At 73.7% G+C, this 16988-nt stretch carries 20 protein-coding genes; 18 read left to right on the forward strand and 2 right to left on the reverse strand.

Features of this window, described 5'->3' with window-relative positions; all coding sequences use genetic code 11:
• Positions 1-54 precede the first annotated feature (54 nt).
• Positions 55-1353, forward strand: coding sequence for a nucleotide disphospho-sugar-binding domain-containing protein (locus tag QQG74_RS14720; RefSeq protein ID WP_341720851.1), 1299 nt, complete (start codon positions 55-57; stop codon positions 1351-1353).
• Here QQG74_RS14720 and QQG74_RS14725 read toward each other — a convergent pair.
• Together QQG74_RS14725 and QQG74_RS14730 are read right to left on the reverse strand one after the other, a co-directional pair.
• Complete coding sequence (locus tag QQG74_RS14725; RefSeq protein ID WP_341720852.1) at positions 1289-2641, reverse strand: cytochrome P450; 1353 nt, start codon at positions 2639-2641, stop codon at positions 1289-1291. The genes QQG74_RS14720 and QQG74_RS14725 overlap by 65 nt on opposite strands.
• Positions 2641-3849, reverse strand: a complete 1209-nt coding sequence (locus QQG74_RS14730) for a cytochrome P450 (protein WP_341720853.1) — start codon at positions 3847-3849, stop codon at positions 2641-2643. Before QQG74_RS14730 ends, QQG74_RS14725 begins: the two co-directional genes overlap by 1 nt.
• A 102-nt stretch (positions 3850-3951) precedes the next feature.
• Between QQG74_RS14730 and QQG74_RS14735 the strand changes: the two genes are divergently transcribed.
• The 17 genes from QQG74_RS14735 (at position 3952) to QQG74_RS14815 (ending at position 16984) form a co-directional block, all read left to right on the forward strand.
• Positions 3952-4644, forward strand: coding sequence for a PIG-L family deacetylase (locus QQG74_RS14735; protein WP_341720854.1), 693 nt, complete (start codon positions 3952-3954; stop codon positions 4642-4644).
• Positions 4645-5805: a steroid 3-ketoacyl-CoA thiolase gene (locus QQG74_RS14740; protein ID WP_341720855.1), complete on the forward strand. Its 1161-nt coding sequence runs from the start codon at positions 4645-4647 to the stop codon at positions 5803-5805.
• Positions 5805-7025: a CoA transferase gene (locus QQG74_RS14745; protein ID WP_341721236.1), complete on the forward strand. Its 1221-nt coding sequence runs from the start codon at positions 5805-5807 to the stop codon at positions 7023-7025. The genes QQG74_RS14740 and QQG74_RS14745 overlap by 1 nt, the downstream gene beginning before the upstream one ends.
• Before the next feature lie 52 nt (positions 7026-7077).
• Positions 7078-7269: a ferredoxin gene (locus QQG74_RS14750; RefSeq protein ID WP_341721237.1), complete on the forward strand. Its 192-nt coding sequence runs from the start codon at positions 7078-7080 to the stop codon at positions 7267-7269.
• Between the two features lie 95 nt (positions 7270-7364).
• Positions 7365-8105, forward strand: a complete 741-nt coding sequence (gene fabG, locus QQG74_RS14755) for a 3-oxoacyl-ACP reductase FabG (protein WP_341720856.1) — start codon at positions 7365-7367, stop codon at positions 8103-8105.
• Between the two features lie 11 nt (positions 8106-8116).
• Positions 8117-8551 (forward strand): FabA/FabZ family ACP-dehydratase, encoded by a 435-nt coding sequence (locus tag QQG74_RS14760; protein ID WP_341720857.1) that lies wholly within the window; start codon positions 8117-8119, stop codon positions 8549-8551.
• A gap of 1 nt (position 8552) precedes the next feature.
• Positions 8553-9032, forward strand: coding sequence for a beta-hydroxyacyl-ACP dehydratase (locus QQG74_RS14765; RefSeq protein ID WP_341720858.1), 480 nt, complete (start codon positions 8553-8555; stop codon positions 9030-9032).
• 52 nt (positions 9033-9084) lie between these two features.
• Entirely contained in the window at positions 9085-9315 is a 231-nt protein-coding gene (locus QQG74_RS14770) for an acyl carrier protein (RefSeq protein ID WP_341721238.1), read from the forward strand.
• A 2-nt stretch (positions 9316-9317) separates the two neighbouring features.
• Positions 9318-10523 carry a beta-ketoacyl-[acyl-carrier-protein] synthase family protein gene (locus tag QQG74_RS14775; protein WP_341721239.1) on the forward strand — a complete coding sequence of 402 codons (1206 nt, stop codon included), beginning with the start codon at positions 9318-9320 and terminating at the stop codon, positions 10521-10523.
• The gene (locus QQG74_RS14780) at positions 10520-11584 is read left to right on the forward strand and encodes a beta-ketoacyl synthase N-terminal-like domain-containing protein (RefSeq protein ID WP_341720859.1); all 1065 of its coding nucleotides are present in this window, start codon (positions 10520-10522) and stop codon (positions 11582-11584) included. Before QQG74_RS14775 ends, QQG74_RS14780 begins: the two co-directional genes overlap by 4 nt.
• Complete coding sequence (locus QQG74_RS14785) at positions 11565-12788, forward strand: beta-ketoacyl synthase N-terminal-like domain-containing protein (protein WP_341720860.1); 1224 nt, start codon at positions 11565-11567, stop codon at positions 12786-12788. Before QQG74_RS14780 ends, QQG74_RS14785 begins: the two co-directional genes overlap by 20 nt.
• Positions 12785-13756: a beta-ketoacyl synthase N-terminal-like domain-containing protein gene (locus QQG74_RS14790; RefSeq protein ID WP_341720861.1), complete on the forward strand. Its 972-nt coding sequence runs from the start codon at positions 12785-12787 to the stop codon at positions 13754-13756. The genes QQG74_RS14785 and QQG74_RS14790 overlap by 4 nt, the downstream gene beginning before the upstream one ends.
• Positions 13749-14564 (forward strand): alpha/beta hydrolase, encoded by an 816-nt coding sequence (locus QQG74_RS14795; RefSeq protein WP_341720862.1) that lies wholly within the window; start codon positions 13749-13751, stop codon positions 14562-14564. Before QQG74_RS14790 ends, QQG74_RS14795 begins: the two co-directional genes overlap by 8 nt.
• Positions 14561-15445, forward strand: coding sequence for a thioesterase family protein (locus QQG74_RS14800; protein ID WP_341720863.1), 885 nt, complete (start codon positions 14561-14563; stop codon positions 15443-15445). The genes QQG74_RS14795 and QQG74_RS14800 overlap by 4 nt, the downstream gene beginning before the upstream one ends.
• The gene (locus tag QQG74_RS14805) at positions 15442-16095 is read left to right on the forward strand and encodes a DsbA family protein (RefSeq protein ID WP_341720864.1); all 654 of its coding nucleotides are present in this window, start codon (positions 15442-15444) and stop codon (positions 16093-16095) included. Before QQG74_RS14800 ends, QQG74_RS14805 begins: the two co-directional genes overlap by 4 nt.
• On the forward strand, positions 16092-16226 hold the full coding sequence (locus tag QQG74_RS14810) for a hypothetical protein (RefSeq protein ID WP_341720865.1): 135 nt from the start codon (positions 16092-16094) through the stop codon (positions 16224-16226). Before QQG74_RS14805 ends, QQG74_RS14810 begins: the two co-directional genes overlap by 4 nt.
• Complete coding sequence (locus tag QQG74_RS14815) at positions 16226-16984, forward strand: class II aldolase/adducin family protein (RefSeq protein ID WP_341720866.1); 759 nt, start codon at positions 16226-16228, stop codon at positions 16982-16984. Before QQG74_RS14810 ends, QQG74_RS14815 begins: the two co-directional genes overlap by 1 nt.
• Positions 16985-16988 lie beyond the last annotated feature (4 nt).

Raw genomic sequence — 16988 nt, forward strand, 5'->3', positions numbered from 1 at the left:
CGCCAGTCGATATGGCAAGGGCCGGTATCCCCAACCGTCGGCGGAGGCGAGGCGATGCCCGCAACACCCAGGTTCGTGCTGGTGACCGGTGGCTCGATGGGCGACATCCTGCCGTACCTGGGGCTGGCCAGGACCATCCAGGCGCTCGGCGGCGACGTGCTGCTCGCGGCCAGCCCGCAGGTGGCGGCGCTGGCCCTCGGCGAGCGGGTGCCGTTCGCGCCGCTCGGGGTGGCGGCCACCACGGCGGCCACCGAGGAGGTCCGGCCGAGCCGGGGACGGCGCGGCTTCCTGGAACTGACCGAACGCTGGGTGGTGGCGCCGCTGGCCGCGACCACCGCCGAACTGGACGGGATCGTCCGCGCGGGCGACGTGATCGTGGCCCACCCGATCCAGATCGCCGGTGCGCTCGTCGCCACCGCCCGCCGGTTGCCGTGGTTGACCGTGAGCCCGGCGACCTGGCTCTTTCCGAACTCCGAGCGGATGCCGCTGTACCTGCCCCGGCCGTCGCTGGGCCGGATCGCCAACCGGGCCGCGTGGCGGGCCTTCGGCCGTACCCTGGACCGGCGGTTCCTGCCCCGGGTCCGCGAGGTGGCCGAGGCGCTCGGCACCGACCTGCCGGCCGCCTCGTTCCTCGGCCTGTGCCGGTCGCCGACGCAGACCCTGGTGCTGACCTCGCCGTTGTTCTTCGACGGACGTACGCTGCCGCCGTCGGTCTCCGTCGTCGGCCTGGCCGGTTGGGACCAGACCCGGGTCTGGCGCAGCCGTGCCCCGCTCGACCGGTACCTGGACGCGGGCGAGGCACCGATCGTCTTCCGGGCCCCGCCGCACCTGCCCGCGCAGGGGTTCCGGCAGGTCGCCAAGGAGGTCTGCGCACGGCTCGGCCGGCGCGGCGTCTACATCGACTTCGCGGCGACCGAGACCGGCGTGGACGGTCCGCTCTACGTCGACCGGTACGTGCCGCTGTCGCTGGTCGCCGCGCGGGCCGCGGTAGGCGTGCACTACGGCGGCATCGGCACCGCTGCGGCGTTCGCCCACGCCGGTCGACCAGCGGTGGTGATGCCCTCCATCGTGGACCAGTTCGAGACGGCGTCGGTGCTGGCGGCGCTGCGCGTCGGGGTGCGCCTGGACTGGCACCGGGTGGACGCGGACCGGCTCACCCGGGCCGTCCGCGCGGCGCTGGGGCTGGCCGGGCCCGCCGCCGAACTCGGTACCCGGCTGCGCGCCGAACGAGGGCTGCGGGTGGCCGCCGCGACGATCCTGGCCACCGCGGCCGAGGCCGATCTGCCGGTCAGCGCCCGGCGGGTGCCGGCACGCCCAACTCCAGCGGCAGGTGGTCGAGACCGCGCAGGATGAAGGTGCTCGACCAGCGTGCCGCACCGGCCGGCGCGAGCCCGGGAAACCGGCTGATCAGGGCGGCGAGCAGCGTCTCGACCTCGATCCGGGCGAGCGCGGCGCCAATGCAGTAGTGCGCGCCGCCGCCGAAGGCCAACGGCCGCCGGGCAGTGACCCGGGCGATGTCGAGCCGGTCCGGTTCGGCGAAGGCGCGTGGGTCCCGGTGCGCGGCACCGATCAGCGCCATCAGTTGGGTGCCCTCGGGTAGCCGGATGCCACCGATCTCGACGGGCTGGTGGACGACCCGGGCGATGGACTGGATCGGGCTGTCGAAGCGCATCAGCTCCGGCACCGCGCGGGTGACCAGGCCGGGGTCGGCCCGCAACCGGGCGAGCTGGTCGGGCCGGTCGAGCAGCGCCCGCAGCGCCATGGTGATCTGGTTGACGGTGTTGTGGTACCCGTTGACGAAGAGGAAGGCGATGTTGGCGACGAGTTCGTCGAAGGCCAACCGGGCGCCGTCGACCTGGGTGCCGAGCAGGGCCGGCAGCATCCGCCCGGTCGGCGTGCGGCGTTGCCGAACCACCAGCCGGCCGATGATGGCGAGGAACTCCCGTTCGGCCTGCCGGGCGGCGGCCGACCGGTCCGGACCGACCAACTCCTGCGGGTCCCCGTTGGCGGCCAGCGCCGGCCCGAGCGCGGCGATGGCCGCGCGGTCGCGCTCCGGTACGCCGAGCAGTTCGCTGATCACGGCGAGGGGCACCGGCAGGGCCAACTCGGTGACCGCGTCGATCGGCCCCGGCGCGCGGGCGGCCAACGTCGTCATCAGGTCGTCGACGAGGGCGCGCACGCGTGGCCGCAGCGCGGCGACGAGACTGCGCGGGAACGCCGCCGACAGCGCCTGCCGGACCCGGTCGTGTTCGGGCGGATCGAGCACGCTTATCGGCCGGGCCGCCGACGCGGCGGCGGCCCGCAGGCCGGAGACGGTCCCGGCGGAACCCGGTCGGGTCACCGGCGGCCCGTTGCCCACCCGCCGGTCGCCGAGGATCCGGGCCACGTCGTCGTAGCGGGTGAGCGCGTACGTGTCGGGGCCGATCGGCCACAGTCGGTGCTCCTCGCGTACTGCGGCGAGGTGCGGGTACGGGTCGCGGTGGTAGTCCGCAGTGGCCACCAGCCGGGCGATCGGACCGGCCGGCGCCCCGCCCGACGAACTGTCGCCCGACGGCAGGTCGCCCGGCTGGGTGCCGATCGGCTGGGTGCCGCCCGACTCGATGTCGACCGGCGGCGTGCCGATCGGCTGGGCGCGGACCACTAGACGGCCTCGGCGACCAGCGGGACCCGCCGGTAGCCACGGAAGATCACCCGCTGGGCCCGTTCCGCGGGGGCGGCCGGGACCAGCCCGGTACGCGCGGTCAGCTCGGCGAAGAGGGTGCGGCAGATGAGCCGGGCCAGCGGTGCGCCCAGGCAGTAGTGCGGCCCGCCGCCGAAACCGAGGTGCTGGTTGGGGCTGCGGGTCGGGTCGACGGTGTCCGGGTCGGCGAACTGCTCGGGGTCCCGGTTGCCGGAGCCGAGCACGAGATGCACGATCCGGCCCCGGCGTACGGTCCGGCCGCCGACCTCGACGGGGGCCCGGACGTACCGGCTGGTGACCTGGATCGGCGCCTCGAAGCGGGCGAACTCCTCGACCGCGCCCGGCACCAGCGCGGGTTCGGCCCGTAGCCGGGTCAGCAGCCGGTCCCGTTCGGCGAGGATGGCGCAGCCGTTGGCGACCAGGTTGACAGTGGTCTCGAAGCCGGCGAACCAGAGGAAGACCACGTTGTCGACGACCATGTCGGTGCTGAGCCAGTCCTCGGTGGCCTGGGCGGCGACCAGCCGGGAGACGAGGTCGTCGCGCGGATCGGTGCGCCGTGCCGCGACGACCGGGCGGACCACGTCGCGCAGCGCCTCGATCGTCGCGTCGATGCCGGCGCGTTCCTCCGCCGGGATGACCGGGACGAAGGCCCGGCCGAGGTCGAGCACGCGGGCGCGCCATGGCACCGCGTCGCTCGGCGCCACCCCGAGGGCCCGGCAGAGGATCTCCACGACCAGCGGGAACGCCAGATCGTTCAGCGCGTCGAAGTGGCCCAGGGCGAGCACCCGGTCGACGGCGCCGCGTACCTCGCGGTCGATCCCGGCGATCAGCGAGCGGTCCCGGGTCGGGCTGAACGCCTGGCCCATCAGCCGGGCGAGGCGGTTGTGGACGGCCCCGTCGCGGGTCATTACGATGTGTGAGCGCAGCGTGGCGATCTGGCTGTCGCCGCAGGCGAGATCCTGGTATTCCGGCGGGAACTCGGTGCCGAGGCGATCGTCGCGGAGCAGGCGACTGATGTCGGCGTGCCGCAGCACCACCCACTGGCCGGGGCCGCCCCGGCAGATCGGCGCCGCCTCGCGGGCCTGTCGGTACGCCTGATAGGGATCGGTCAGGGTGTGCGGATCGAAGACGTCGAAGCGGGGCGGTACGCCGACCGGGGCGACATCCATGTTGGTCACTATTGCGTGTCGTTGGGAATCCGGCAAGACTAACCGGGCGGGCGCGAGCATGATCGCCTCCGCGATCGCCCGGCACGGTCGGGAAGGCGAGGCATGGCGGAGACATTGGTGATCTCGACCCACCTTGATGACGCGGTGCTCTCCATCGGCAAGCTGTTGTCCGCGCGCCCCGGAGCGGTCGTGCTTACCGTGTTCGCGGGTCGCCCGCCCCGCTTCACCACCACGAAGTACGACCTCGCCAGCGGGTTCATCGAGTCCCGCTCGGCCGTGCACCACCGCCGCGAGGAGGATCGCACCGCGTTGGACCTGCTCGACGCCCGTCCGCTGCACGCCGACCTGTTGGACCACCAGTACTCGATGCCCTCGACCGACGACGAGGTGGCCGAGGTGGTGTGCCGCGCGGTCGACGAGATCCGGCCGGAGACGGTGTTCGGGCCGGTGGGTCTCTTTCACCCCGACCATGAGCAGGTCGGCCGGGTCTGGCCGGCGGCGGTCGCCGGTGCCGGCGTGCGGCACCTGATCGCGTACGAGGACCTGCCCTACCGCAACCATCGCCCGCGCCGGGCCGCCGCCGCGGTCGAGCGGTTCGCCGCCAGGCACCGGGCCAACGCCGAGCCGGGGCACGCCGACCCGCTTGAGGACGCCCGGCACGAGGGTCGCAAGGCGATCGCGATGCTGGCGTACGCGAGCCAACTGCGCTTCGTGGCGCCGCTGTCCTGCCTGGCCGAGGAGCGGTTGTGGCGGTTGACCGCGGATCAGGCCGCCAGCCCGGCGGAGGTGCGCTGAGTGGCCACGCCGGTGATCGTCGAGGCGGTCCGCACCCCGATCGGCCGCCGGGGCGGCTGGCTCTCCGGCCTGAAGGCGGTCGAGTTGTTGCGCCTGGTGCAGGTCGAGGTGATCCGGCGGGCCGGCATCGAGCCGGCGGAGGTCGGTCAGATCATCGGCGGTTGCGTCACCCAGGCCGGTGAGCAGAGCTTGAACGTCACCCGCAACGCGTGGCTGAGCACCGGGCTGCCCTGGTCCGTGCCGGCCTCCACGGTGGACACCTCCTGCGGCAGCGCCCAGCAGGCCAACCACCTGATCTCCGCGCTGATCGCGGCGGACGTGATCGACATCGGAATCGCCTGCGGCGTCGAGTCGATGAGCCGGGTGCCGATCGGGGTGAACCTCTACCAGGGGCCGGGCCACTACAAGACCCGCGACTATCCGTGGGACGACCCGCCGAAAAGCCAGTTCGGCGGGGCCGAGCGGATTGCCCGCCGAGAGGGGTTGAGCCGGGCCGACCTGGACGGCTACGGCCTGTTGTCGCAGCGCCGGGCCGCCCGGGCGTGGGCGCAGGGGCGCTTCGCGGCCGAGGTGGTGCCGGTCGACGTGCGCGGTGGCGACCCGGTCCCGGGCGCGCCGGCCGTGGTGGACCGGGACCAGGGCGTACGCGAGACCACGCCGGAGGGGCTGGCCGCGATCGCCCCGGCCATTCCGGACGGGCTGCACACCGCCGGCACCATCTCGCAGGTCTCCGACGGGGCGGCTGCGGTGCTGTGGATGTCCCGCGACCGGGCGTTGGCGCTCGGGCTGCGGCCCCGGGCGATCCTGCGGCACCAGGCGGTGGTCGGTGCCGACCCGTACTTCCTGCTCGACGGGCCGATCGAGGCGACCCGTACGGTGCTCGGTCGGGCCAGCCTGAAGATCGGCGACATCGACCGGTACGAGATCAACGAGGCGTTCGCCGCGGTCGTGCTGGCCTGGCGCAACGCCTACGACGCCGACCTGGACCGGTTGAACGTCTCCGGTGGCGCGATCTCGCTCGGCCATCCGCTGGGCGCCAGCGGGGCTCGGCTGCTGGTGACCGCGCTGCACGAGTTGGAGCGGACCGACGGCACGTTGGCCCTGGTCGCGATGTGTTGCGGCGGTTCGCTCGGTACGGCCGCCATCCTGGAGCGGTGCTGATGGAGGCGGCGGACTTCTACCGCGACGCGCGGGCCGATCTGGCCGGGCCGCTCGACGGCGTCCGGGTGCTGGACGTGACAACCGTCTGGTCCGGCCCGATGGCCTCGTGCGTCCTGGCCGATCTCGGCGCCGACGTGATCCGGGTGGAGTTGCCGAGCAACCGGGCCGGTCAGCTCGAACCGCTCATCCCGGGCACCGGCCTGTCCTGGTTCGACCAGACGGTGAACCGCAACAAGCGCAGCGTCAGCCTGGACCTGCGTACCCCGGCCGGCCAGGAGGTCTTCCTCGCGCTGGCCGGTACGGCGGACATCGTGGTGGAGAACTTCCAGCCCGGCACGATGGCGCGGTGGGGGATCGGGTTCGACCGGTTGCACCGCGAGCACCCGGGCCTGATCCTGGTCTCGATCTCCGGTTGGGGTGGCTTCGGCCCGGGTGCCCGGCGGCGCGGATACGACCCGATCGTGCAGGCCGAGAGCGGCTGGATGGCGCTCAACGGCGCCGCGGACGGCCCGCCGGTGAAGGCACCCACCTTCCTCGCCGACGACCTGGCCGGGCTGCACGGCGCGATCGGCGCGCTGGCGGCGCTGCGGCACCGGGACGCGACCGGGGAGGGTCAGCACGTCGACGTGGCGATGACCGACGCGCTGCTGTTCCAGAGCAACGGTTACCTGACGCTCGCGGCGGCGGGCGCGCCACCGGTGCGGCGCGGCGACGAGACCGAGTTCCTGGTGCCGAGCAACTCGTACGCGTGCCGGGACGGGGCGGTCTACCTGGTGGTGGCGTTCGACCGGCAGTGGCGGGCGCTGGCTGAGCTGGTCGGGCGTCCGGAGCTCGCCCGCGCGCCGGGCTTCGCCACCAACCGGGAGCGTCGGGCCCGGCGGGAACCGGTGAACGCGCTGCTCGCGCAGTGGTGTGCCACCCGGGACGCCGCGCAGGTGCTGGCCGACCTGGACCGGATCGGCATCGCCGCCGGGCGGGTGCGGTCGCTCTCCGAGGTCGCCACGGACGAGCACGTCCGGGCGCGTGGCATGCTGGCCGCCACGGAACTCTCCGACGGCAGCGTGGCGGAACTGACCGGCCCGGTGGCGAAGTTCGGCCGGACGCCGACCGGGGTGCGGCGTGGTGCGTCCGTCCGTGGCGAGCACACCGACGAGCTTCTCGCGGCGGTCGGCTACGACGACGAGGCGCGGGCGAAGCTGCGGGCCGACGGGGTGATCTGAGCGCCGTCCGGCCCTCGGGTGGCGCGGCGAGGCGAAAGGGGTGGCGGTGGCGATGCGGGTGGTCGTCGAGGTCGACCGCTGTGAGAGCAACGGGGTCTGCGCGGCGCTCGCGCCGTCGCTGTTCGCCCTGGACGACGAGGAGCAGCTGCACGTTCTCGTGTCCCGGCCGGAGCCGTCCCAGTGGGCTGCGGCGGAGGCGGCGGCCCGGTCCTGTCCGAAGGCGGCGATCTCGCTCATCGATTGAGAAACGGCGACCTCGCCCTTGCCTGCCCGAGCCTTATCAATCAAGATATGCACATCTGTGAATCTTGGTCGCGGGGCTGATCCTGGGGGGACGAAGTGACAGACTCGCCCATCGTTCTCGTCACGGGGGTGTCCCGCGGGATCGGCCGGGCCGTCGCGCTGCGCCTCGCCGCCTCCGGCCACGCCGTGGCGGGCTGCTTCAGCGCCTGGTCGGAGGCGGCCGAGCAGACCGACGCCGCCGTGCGGGCGCTTGGCGTGCCGACCTACTTCGCGCCGTGCGACGTGGCCGACACCGCCGCCGTCGACGAGTTCGTCCGCGCGGCGGAGCAGAAGCTCGGCCCGCTCACCGGCCTGGTCAGCAACGCCGGCCTGACCCGGGACGCGCCGCTGGTGCTGACCGCACCCCAGGACTGGCACCTGGTGCAGGCGACCAACCTGACTGGCACCTGGAACGTGTGCCGGTCGGTCGCGTTCCGGTTCATGAAGCGCCGCGCCGGGGCCATCGTCACCATCTCCTCGGTCGCCGGGATCCACGGCAACGTCGGCCAGACGGCGTACGCGGCCGCAAAGGCCGGCATCATCGGGCTGAGCCGGTCGCTCGCCAAGGAGGTCGGCGGGCACGGCATCCGGGTCAACGTGGTCGCACCGGGCTTCATCGAGACCGACATGACCGACGCCCTCGACGAGTCGCTGCGTACCAAGGCGCTCGGCCAGATCACCCTGCGGCGCTTCGGTCGACCCGACGAGGTGGCGGCGATGGTGCAGTTCCTGCTCTCCGACGCCTCGGCCTACGTCACCGGTCAGGTCTTCCAGGTCGACGGGGGCATCTCACTGTGACCGTGGGAAGCGTGGCCACCTGGGTCCCGGTGCCCGCACCGGGGCATGCCGTCCCGGCCCGGGCGGTCGACCGGATCAGCGTCGACCCGCCAGTGGCAGGTGCCTCGTCACCGGTGCTGTCGATCCGTGCGGTGTTCACGGTTGCGCCCGAGGAGCCACTGCTGCGGGGCCACTTCCCCGGCCTGCCGGTCTGGCCCGGGGTGCTCATCGTCGAAGGACTGGAGCAGACCGTACGCGCCGGGCTCGCCCACGCCGGGCAGCCCGTCGCCGACCTGTGCGCCCTCACCTCGGTCCGGTTCCTGCGCGCGGCGCGTCCCGGCGACGAGATCGTCTTCGACGTCGAGCTGCGTCGGATCGCGGCCGGCTGGCGGGCCCGGGCCGAGCTGACGCTTGCCGACGAGCCCTGCGCCCGGCTGCGCGCCGACTTCGCCGAGCGGGACGGCTGACATGCTCGATCTGCCCGCCATCCGCCGGATCCTGCCCCAGCGTCACCCGCTGCTGCTGATCGACCGGGTGCTGGAGTTGGAGCCGGGCCGACGGATCACCGCGGTCAAGGCGATCAGCCTGGCCGAGACCTGCTACGCGGCGATCGCCGACGAGGCGCCACCGCAGGCGTACGCGTACCCGGTCTCGCTGGCGATCGAGTCGATCGGGCAGGCCGCCGCGCTGCTCTTCATGGCGGCGACCGACCGGGTGCTGGCGGCGGACGAGATGTTCGTGTTGGGCGGCATCCGGGACTACCGCGTCCACGGCCGGGCGTACCCCGGCGACGTGCTGCGACACGAGGTCGTGCTCGATCACGCGGTCGCCGACACCATCTTCGCGGCCGGTCAGACCTGGGTCGGCGATCGCCGGATCGCCACCGCGAAATCGCTCGTCGCGGCGGTCCGACCCCGTGTGCTGCTGCCGTCCGAACCCGTGCCATGACCGATCATCGTCCGCCCCTGGAGGAGCTGCCGTGACCGACCTTGCCTATCCGATGGACGACCTGCGTGAACTGGTCGCCGAGGTGTTGGAGCTGGAGCCGGAGGAGCTGACCGACACCGGCGACTTCATGGAGGAGTACGACGCGGACTCGTTGCGGGCGATCGAGATCCTCGCCCGGTTGGAGAAGCGGTACAAGGTGGAGATCCCGCAGTCCGAGCTGCCCAAGCTGCGGAACCTGACCCTGGTCCGGGACGCGCTGCTGCGGCACGGTCAGGGCTCATGACCCTGCGTCGGGTGCTGGTGACCGGCCTCGGCCCGGTCTCCAGCATCGGCATCGGCGTGCGGCCGTTCGCCGCCGGGCTGCGCGCCGGACGGTCCGGGATCTCCCCGATCGCCAGCTTCGACGCCGAGGGCTTCCCGCACCGGCACGCCGGCGAGGTGCCGGACTTCGACCCCGGCGCGCTGCTGCGTACCCTCGATGTCGGCCAGTGGGGCCGGTCGAGCCTCTTCGCGGCGGCTGCGGCGCGACTCGCGGTCACCGACGCGGACCTGGACCTGGCGGCGATCGACGCGGACCGGGCCGGCGCGGCCATCGGCACCACCAGCGGCGAGTCGGTGGCGATGGAGCAGTTGACCGCGCAGCGGGTGACTGGCGGGTTCGCCGCCATGGACGCCGTTGCGCTGCGCCAACTGCCGGCGGCCCGGCTGGCCCACGCGGTAAGCGCGGAACTCGGCCTGCGCGGCGAGTCCGTCACCATCGCCACCGCCTGCTCGGCGAGCAACTACGCCATCGGGTACGCCTACGACCTGATCGCCACCGGCGACGCGGACGTCATGCTGGCCGGTGGGGCCGACTCGGTGTGCCGGTGGGCCCACGCCGGCTTCTACCGGCTCGGAGCGCTCGCCGAGCGGGAGTGCCGGCCGTTCGACCGGGACCGCGGCGGCATCCTGACCGGCGAGGGCGGGGCGGTGCTGCTGCTGGAGAGCGCCGAGCACGCCCAGGCGCGCGGGGCGCGTGGCTACGCCGAGGTACGCGGCTACGGGCACAACTGCGACGCCGCCCACCCGGTCGCGCCCGAGCGGTCGAGCATCGCCGAGTGCATCCGTGCCGCGCACCGCAACGCGGCGGTCAGCGCCGACGAGGTCGACTACGTCTGCGCGCACGGGACCGGCACGCAGGCAAACGACGCTGTGGAGATCGCCGCCCTGCGGGACGTGTTCGACGGTCGGCCGCCACCGGTCAGTTCGGTCAAGTCGATGATCGGGCACACCATGGGCGCGGCCAGCGGGTTCGGCGCGATCGCCAGTGTGCTCGCCATCGAGCAGGGCTTCCTGCCGCCGACGATAAACCTCACCCACCCCGACCAGAGCCTCGGCGACATCGACTTCGTGGCGAACGAGGCCCGGCCCGCCAAGATCAGGGTGGCCCAGAACAACGGTTTCGCGTTCGGCGGCAACAACGCGATCGTCGTCTTCGGCACGGCGGCATGACCCCGCTCGCGATCATCGGCACCGGCGCGGTGCACCCGGACGGGGTCGGTGCGGCGTTGCTGCCGACCACCGCCGACCCGGCCGGTGAGCTCCCCGGCGCGTCCGTGGCGAGCTTCGCCGGTGAGCCGCTGCCGCCCGCCGCGCACCGGTTCGCGGCCGACTTCGACGTCCGCGAACTGCTCGGCCGCAAGGGCACCAGCTTCTACGACCGGGCCACCGCGATGGCGGTGGTGGCCTGCGGCGAGGCGCTGCGCTCGGCCGGGATCGTCGGCGGTCCCGACGGCGACGCGCGCACCGGTGTGGTGCTCGGCACCACGCTCGGCAGCTTCCGGTCCACAAGCGACTACAGCCGGGAGACCCTGGTCCAGGAGAAGCCCTACCTGGTCAACCCGGTGCTGTTTCCGAACACGGTGATGAACTGCGCCGCCGGTCAGGTCGCCATCCGCTACCGGCTGCGCGGGGTCAACTCCACAGTGGCGACCGGTCCGCTGGCGATGGTGTCGGCGCTGCGGTACGCCCACACCACAATCGTGCGGGGTGCCGCCGATGTCCTGCTCGCCGGGGCGGTGGAGGAGTTCAGCGCGCACCGGGCCTGGTGGGTGCACCGGCGTCACGGCGGACCGACCGGCGAGGGCGCGGCGGTGTTCGCGGTGCGCGCCGACGCGCCCGGTCTGGATCGCGACGCCGAGATCCTCGGGCTCGCCACCGGCTTCGCGCCTGATCCGGCCGACGCGCTGGCCGCCTGCGTACGGCGGGTGCTCGCGCAGGCGGCCCGGTCCCCGGCCGAGGTCACGGCGGTCATCCTCGGCGACTGCGACGCCACCGCCGAGGCCACCGCCGCCGTGCTGCTCGGCCACCACCCGGCGCGGATCTGGGCCGGGCACTGGTGGGGCGAGTGCGACGCGGCGGCGGGCGCACTCGGGCTGGCCGTCTTCCTCGCCCAGGTACGCGCCGGCATCCTGCCGGACGGCGCGCTGGGACTGCTGACCGCGACGAGTCCGGACGGCGCGGCCGGGGCGACCCTGGTGCGGGGGTGGGCGCGTGCCGCCGATCGTGCCTGACCGGGCCGCGCCGAACCTGATCGTGGCGAGTGTCGTGCGTACCTGCCTCGGCGACGGCGCGGCGACGTTCACCGCGCTGCTGGCCGGCGTCGACGGCCGGGCCCCGCTGCGCGCGGCCGACCCGACCAGGGTGAACGTCGCCTACGGGTACCACCTGCCGGCCGAACCGGTGCGCCGGTTCGCCGCGAGCGACTGGCTCGCCGGCTGCGTCAGCCAGGCGGTACGCACGGCCCGGCTGGACCTCACCCGGCAACGCGTGGTCGCCGTGGTCGGCACCGGCCTGCGGGAACTCACCGCCGTGGAGGAGTTCGCGTTGACCGGGCCGCCGGTGTCGCCGGAGCGGCTGCACTTCGGTCCGGTGCTGCGTGCCGTGCTACCCGGGCTCGCCGAGGTGATCACTTTGGTCAACGCGTGCAGCGCGGGTCTGCACGCGCTCGCGTTGGGGCAGGATCTGCTGGCCGCCGGTGACGCGGACGCCGTCGTGGTGGCCGCCGTGGACGGGATGACCCAGTCGATGCTGGCGATGATCGGCCGGGTCGCCGACGAACCCACCGACCGGGTCCGGCCCTTCGACGAGCACCGCCGTGGGGTGCTGCTCGGCGACGGCGCGGCGGCCCTGGTGCTGGTGCCCGAGGACGCCGCCACCGGCTCGGAAACCCGGGCCGCCACCGGCTCGGGGGCGTCGACCGCGAGCGTCCCGGACGGGCGGAGGGCGGCCGGGCCGGTGCCGCTGGGGCGGTTGCTCGGCACCGGCCTGTCCTGCGACGCCCGGCACGAGACCGCGCCGGACGTGGCGGGCATCAGCCGGGCGATCCGCGACGGGCAGGCCCGGGCCGGCGTGGACCCGGCCGACGTGGACCTGGTCGTGGCGCACGGCACCGGCACCGCGCTGAACGACCCGGCCGAGTGCGAGGCGCTGCGCCGGGTCAACCTCGCCGCCGGGGGAGATCCGCTGGTCACCGCCGTGAAGGGCGCGCTCGGCCACACCTCCGGGACGGCCGGTCTGGTGAACGTGGACGTGGCGCTGCGTGCGCTGCGTACCGGTGCGGTGCCGCCGATCGTCGGCCTGGACGTCCCGCTGGCCGCCGGGAAGGAGTTGCGCTTTGTCACCTCGGCGCGGACGGCACAGCCACGGCTGGCCCAGGTGCACGCCTTCGGCTTCGGCGGCGTGAACGCCGTCTCGATCATCGCGGGGTGCGGATGAGCCGGATCGTCGCGTGGAGTCTGCACCTGCCCGGCGACCGTCCGGCGACCGGCCTCGCCGACGGTCGTACGCTCGCCGTCGGCGGCGCGACCCCGCCCGAGCGGGCGCGTGACCTGCTGGGTCGCAAGGGGCTGCTCTACAAGGAACCGGCCACCCTGCTGGCGCTCTGCGCCGTGCACCGGGCCCTCGGGCTGCCGGCCGGGCACCGGCCGGCCGTCGAGGTCGACCCGGGAGTTGCCGTCGTCGCCTGCGGCAACCTCGGCAACGTGGCGACGGTCGCGGAGGTGACCCGCACGGTGGCCGCCGAGGGCGGCCGGGCGGTCAGCCCGCTGGCCGCCCCGAACGCCTCAAGCAACGTCGTGGCCAGCACGGTCGCGCTCTGGTTCGGCTTCGGTGGGCCGAACCTGATGATCTGCACCGGCGCCACCGCCGGGTTGGACGGGCTGGCGATGGCGGCGTTGCTGCTGCGTGGCCGGCGGGCCCGGCGGGTCGTGGTCGTCGGCGCGGAACCGGCGGACGAGGTGGCCAGCGCGATCCACGCCGCCGGCGAGTACGGCCATCCGCTGCGGGCCGGGGCCGCCTGCGTCATCCTCGAACCCGACCAGCCCGACCAGCCCGACCAATCCGACCAGCCCGACCGACCGGACCGACCGGACCGGCCCGACCTGGCTGTACCGTCCGACCTGACCCGCGACCGGCGCGGGGTGCGGCTCGACGTCCTGGCCACCGGCGCCGACTGGCCGCGAACACCCGAGCTGATCATCGGGCCCGACGGCTGGGATCCGGCCGCCCACTGGGGTGACGGTCACGGCGGGCAGGGCGTGGTCTCGGTGGCCCTCGCCGCCGAACTGCTGGCCGGCGCGGAATCGACCCGCCCGGACGGGATCGGAGTCGGCTGCGGCCCGGTCGGCGGTCCGGTGCGGCGGGCGCTGGTCCGGCCCGCGAGCGACGGCGGTGGCCGTGGCTGACCATCACCGTCGCGCGCCGCGCGTGCTCAACGAGGGCACGCCGGACGGTGCCCTGGTCGTGCTCGCGCACGGCCTGGAGGACAGCTGGCGCAACTGGCGACCGCTGACCCGCCGGCTCGATCCGGCCTGGCGGCTGGTCGCCCTCGACCTGCCGTGGCGGGCCGGAAACGACTACCGGTGGCGGCACGAGGCGCTGCCGCCCCGGTGGTTGCGCCAGCACCTGGACCGCCTGGACCGCGCTCCCGACCTGGTGATCGCGCACTCCTACGGCGCGACCGCCGCGCTGGACCTGGCAGCCCGGGACAAACTGGTCACCGGTGGGCTGGTGCTGATCTGCCCGCTGTTCCGGCCGGTCACCGAGCCGGTGGACTGGACGGTGGTGGAGCGGTCCCGGATCAGCTTCGACCGGCACCTGCGGGCGGCCGTCCGGGTGTCCATCGGGCCGCGTGCCGACCGGCTGGAGCCGGAACTGCTCGACGCGATGATCGACGTGGTGGCCGCCCGGATCGGGCCCGCCGGCTTCCTGGCCGCGCTGGACCAGTTCGTGGCCAGCTCCTACCTGGACCTGCCGGCCATCGCGGCACCGGCGCTGTTCCTGATCGGCGGCGCGGATCCGACGCTCGTCCGCCGGACGCCGCAGGTGCTGGCCGAGCGGATGCCCGGCGCACGGGTGCTTGTGGACGAGAGCTACGACCATTTCTGTCACGTCCGGCGGGCCGACCCGGTGGCCGGCGAAATCGGCCGGTTCGTGACCGATTTCGCGGTGCTCCCGTCGGCTCGGACCGGGGCGGCGAGGGGGAGGCCATGACCACGACCATGCCGGAGCGCACCAGCCTGTCGATGCGGCCCGGGTACGAGGGCGCGAACATCCGGACCTGGATCGGCTTCAAGCACTTCATGTACCTGGCCGAGGCGGCGGTGTTGCAGTGGTTCCGCGATCGGGACCTGGGACCGCACCGGCTGCTGCACGAGCACGGGCTCGGCTGGGAGGTGATCGACTCGTCCGTGCAGCTGCCCGCCGTGCTTGAGGTCGACGACGAGGTCCGGGCCGAGGTGACCCGGATCGGTGGGCGCAGGTTCTCGGTCGTGCTCACCACCGAACGCGACGGCGGCACCGTCACCGTGCTGCGCGGCAAGCTCACCGTGGCGCTGATCCCCGAGGCGATCGGGGTGGCCACGGCACCGGTGCCGGAGGCGTACCGGGAACTGCGGGTGGCCTCCTTCGCCGAGGCGGTCACCCCGGCACCGCAGCCCGAGCCGGGGGACTTCCGCTGGAGTTGGCGGGTGCCGTACTTCTACTGCCACTTCACCGACCGGTTACAGCACTCCGGCTACGTCCGGGCGCTTGAGGAGGTGGTGGACCGCTTCCTCGCCGACCGGGGCATCTCCGTCGGTCGGTTGCTGGCCGAGCGGTCCTGGATCCCGGTGGTGTCCCGGGCCCGGGTACGCCAGCTCGCGCCGGTGCACATGGAGGAGACGCTGCACACCACGCTCACCGTCGGCGACGTGCTGCGGGACACCATGTTCGAGGCCCGGATGGACTGCCACGTGCTGCGCGACGGGCAGCCGGTGCACACCGCCACCGCCACGATCCTGCACGGCTACGCGATCAGCGCCGGCCCGCAGGCGGGTTCGCTGGCCAACCTCGGCGAGATCGCCGACGTGCTGACCGGCCGGAGCGGGTCGTGAAGCGCCGCCCCCGGATCTACTTCTCGTTCCGCAGCCCGTACAGCTGGCTCACCGTGCACCGGCTTCGGACGGCCGCGCCGCAGGTCTGCGCCGAGCTCGAATGGATCCCGTACTTCGACCCGGACCACACCACCTCGGCCATGCTCGACGACCGGGACGCCACCTTCCACTACGTGCAGATGAGCCGGGCCAAGCACCGCTACATCCTGATGGACACCAAACGGCTCGCCGGCACCCTGGGCATCCCGATGGCCTGGCCGATCGACCGGGACCCCTGGTGGGACCTGCCGCACCTGGCCTGGCTGCTGGCCCGTCGGTTGGGGCGGGCCGACCCGTTCTATGACGAGTTGACCGCGGCCCGCTGGGGTCGGGGCGAGAACATCTGCGATCCGGAGGTGGTCCGGGCGGCAGCGGCCCGGGCCGGCGTCGATCCGGAACTCGCCGCGCACGCGCCGGACGATCCGGAGATCCGCGCGGAGGGGGTGGCCGGTCTGGTCACCGCGTACGAGGACGACATCTTCGGCGTGCCCTATCTGAAGCTGGGGCCGCACCGGTTCTGGGGATACGACCGGCTGGACGCGTTCCTGCGGGTGTGGCAGGAGAGCGCCGGCCGGGTCGACCCGGCACGAGAGGGCAAGGAGATCCGATGAGCGAGGACCCGAACGCCGCTACCGTGGCGGTCACCCCGGAGCCCACCGCCGAGGAACCGCCGGTACCGGTCGAGCTGTGGGACGAGCCCGAGTTCGGCTACGACACCGACACCGCCGGCGGATGTGGCTGATGACCGAGGGCAACCGAACCCGGCGCGGTCCCGCCGACGAGCGCCTGCACCGCAAGCGGCAACTCGCCGCCACGCTGCGCATCTTCGCGCGGCTCGGCTTCGACGAGGGCGCGGGCGGTCACGTCACCGCCCGCGACCCGGAGCAGCCCGACCATTTCTGGATCAACCCGTTCGGGCTGCACTTCGGGCTGGTCTGCGCCAGCGACCTGCTGCTCGTGGACGCGGCCGGTGCGGTGGTGCAGACGGGCCGGTCCCGGCACCGCACGATCAACCCGGCCGGGTACGCGATCCACTCGCACATCCACTCGGCCCGCCCGGACGTGGTGGCCGCCGCGCACACCCACTCGATCCACGGCCGGGCCTGGTCGACCACCGGCCGGCTGCTCGACCCGATCACCCAGGACGCCTGCGCGTTCTACCAGGACCACGCGCTCTACGACGCGTACGGTGGGGTGGCCGACGAGGAGGAGGGCAAGCGGATCGCCGCGGCGCTCGGCGCCCGGCGCGCGGTCATCCTGCGCAACCACGGGCTGCTCACCGTGGGCGCCTCGGTCGGCGAGGCGGCGTGGTGGTTCATCAGCATGGAACGCTGCTGCCAGGTGCAGCTGCTGGCCGAGGCGGTCGGCCCGCCGGTGCTCATCGGCCACGCCGAGGCGCTTGGCACGTACGCCACGATCGGCACGCCGGGCGTCGGCCGGATCAACTTCCGACCGATGTACGACGAGATCGTGCACCGGCAACCCGACCTGCTGGACTGATCGG

It is taken from the genome of Micromonospora sp. FIMYZ51, assembly GCF_038246755.1.
Classification (GTDB): Bacteria; Actinomycetota; Actinomycetes; order Mycobacteriales; family Micromonosporaceae; genus Micromonospora.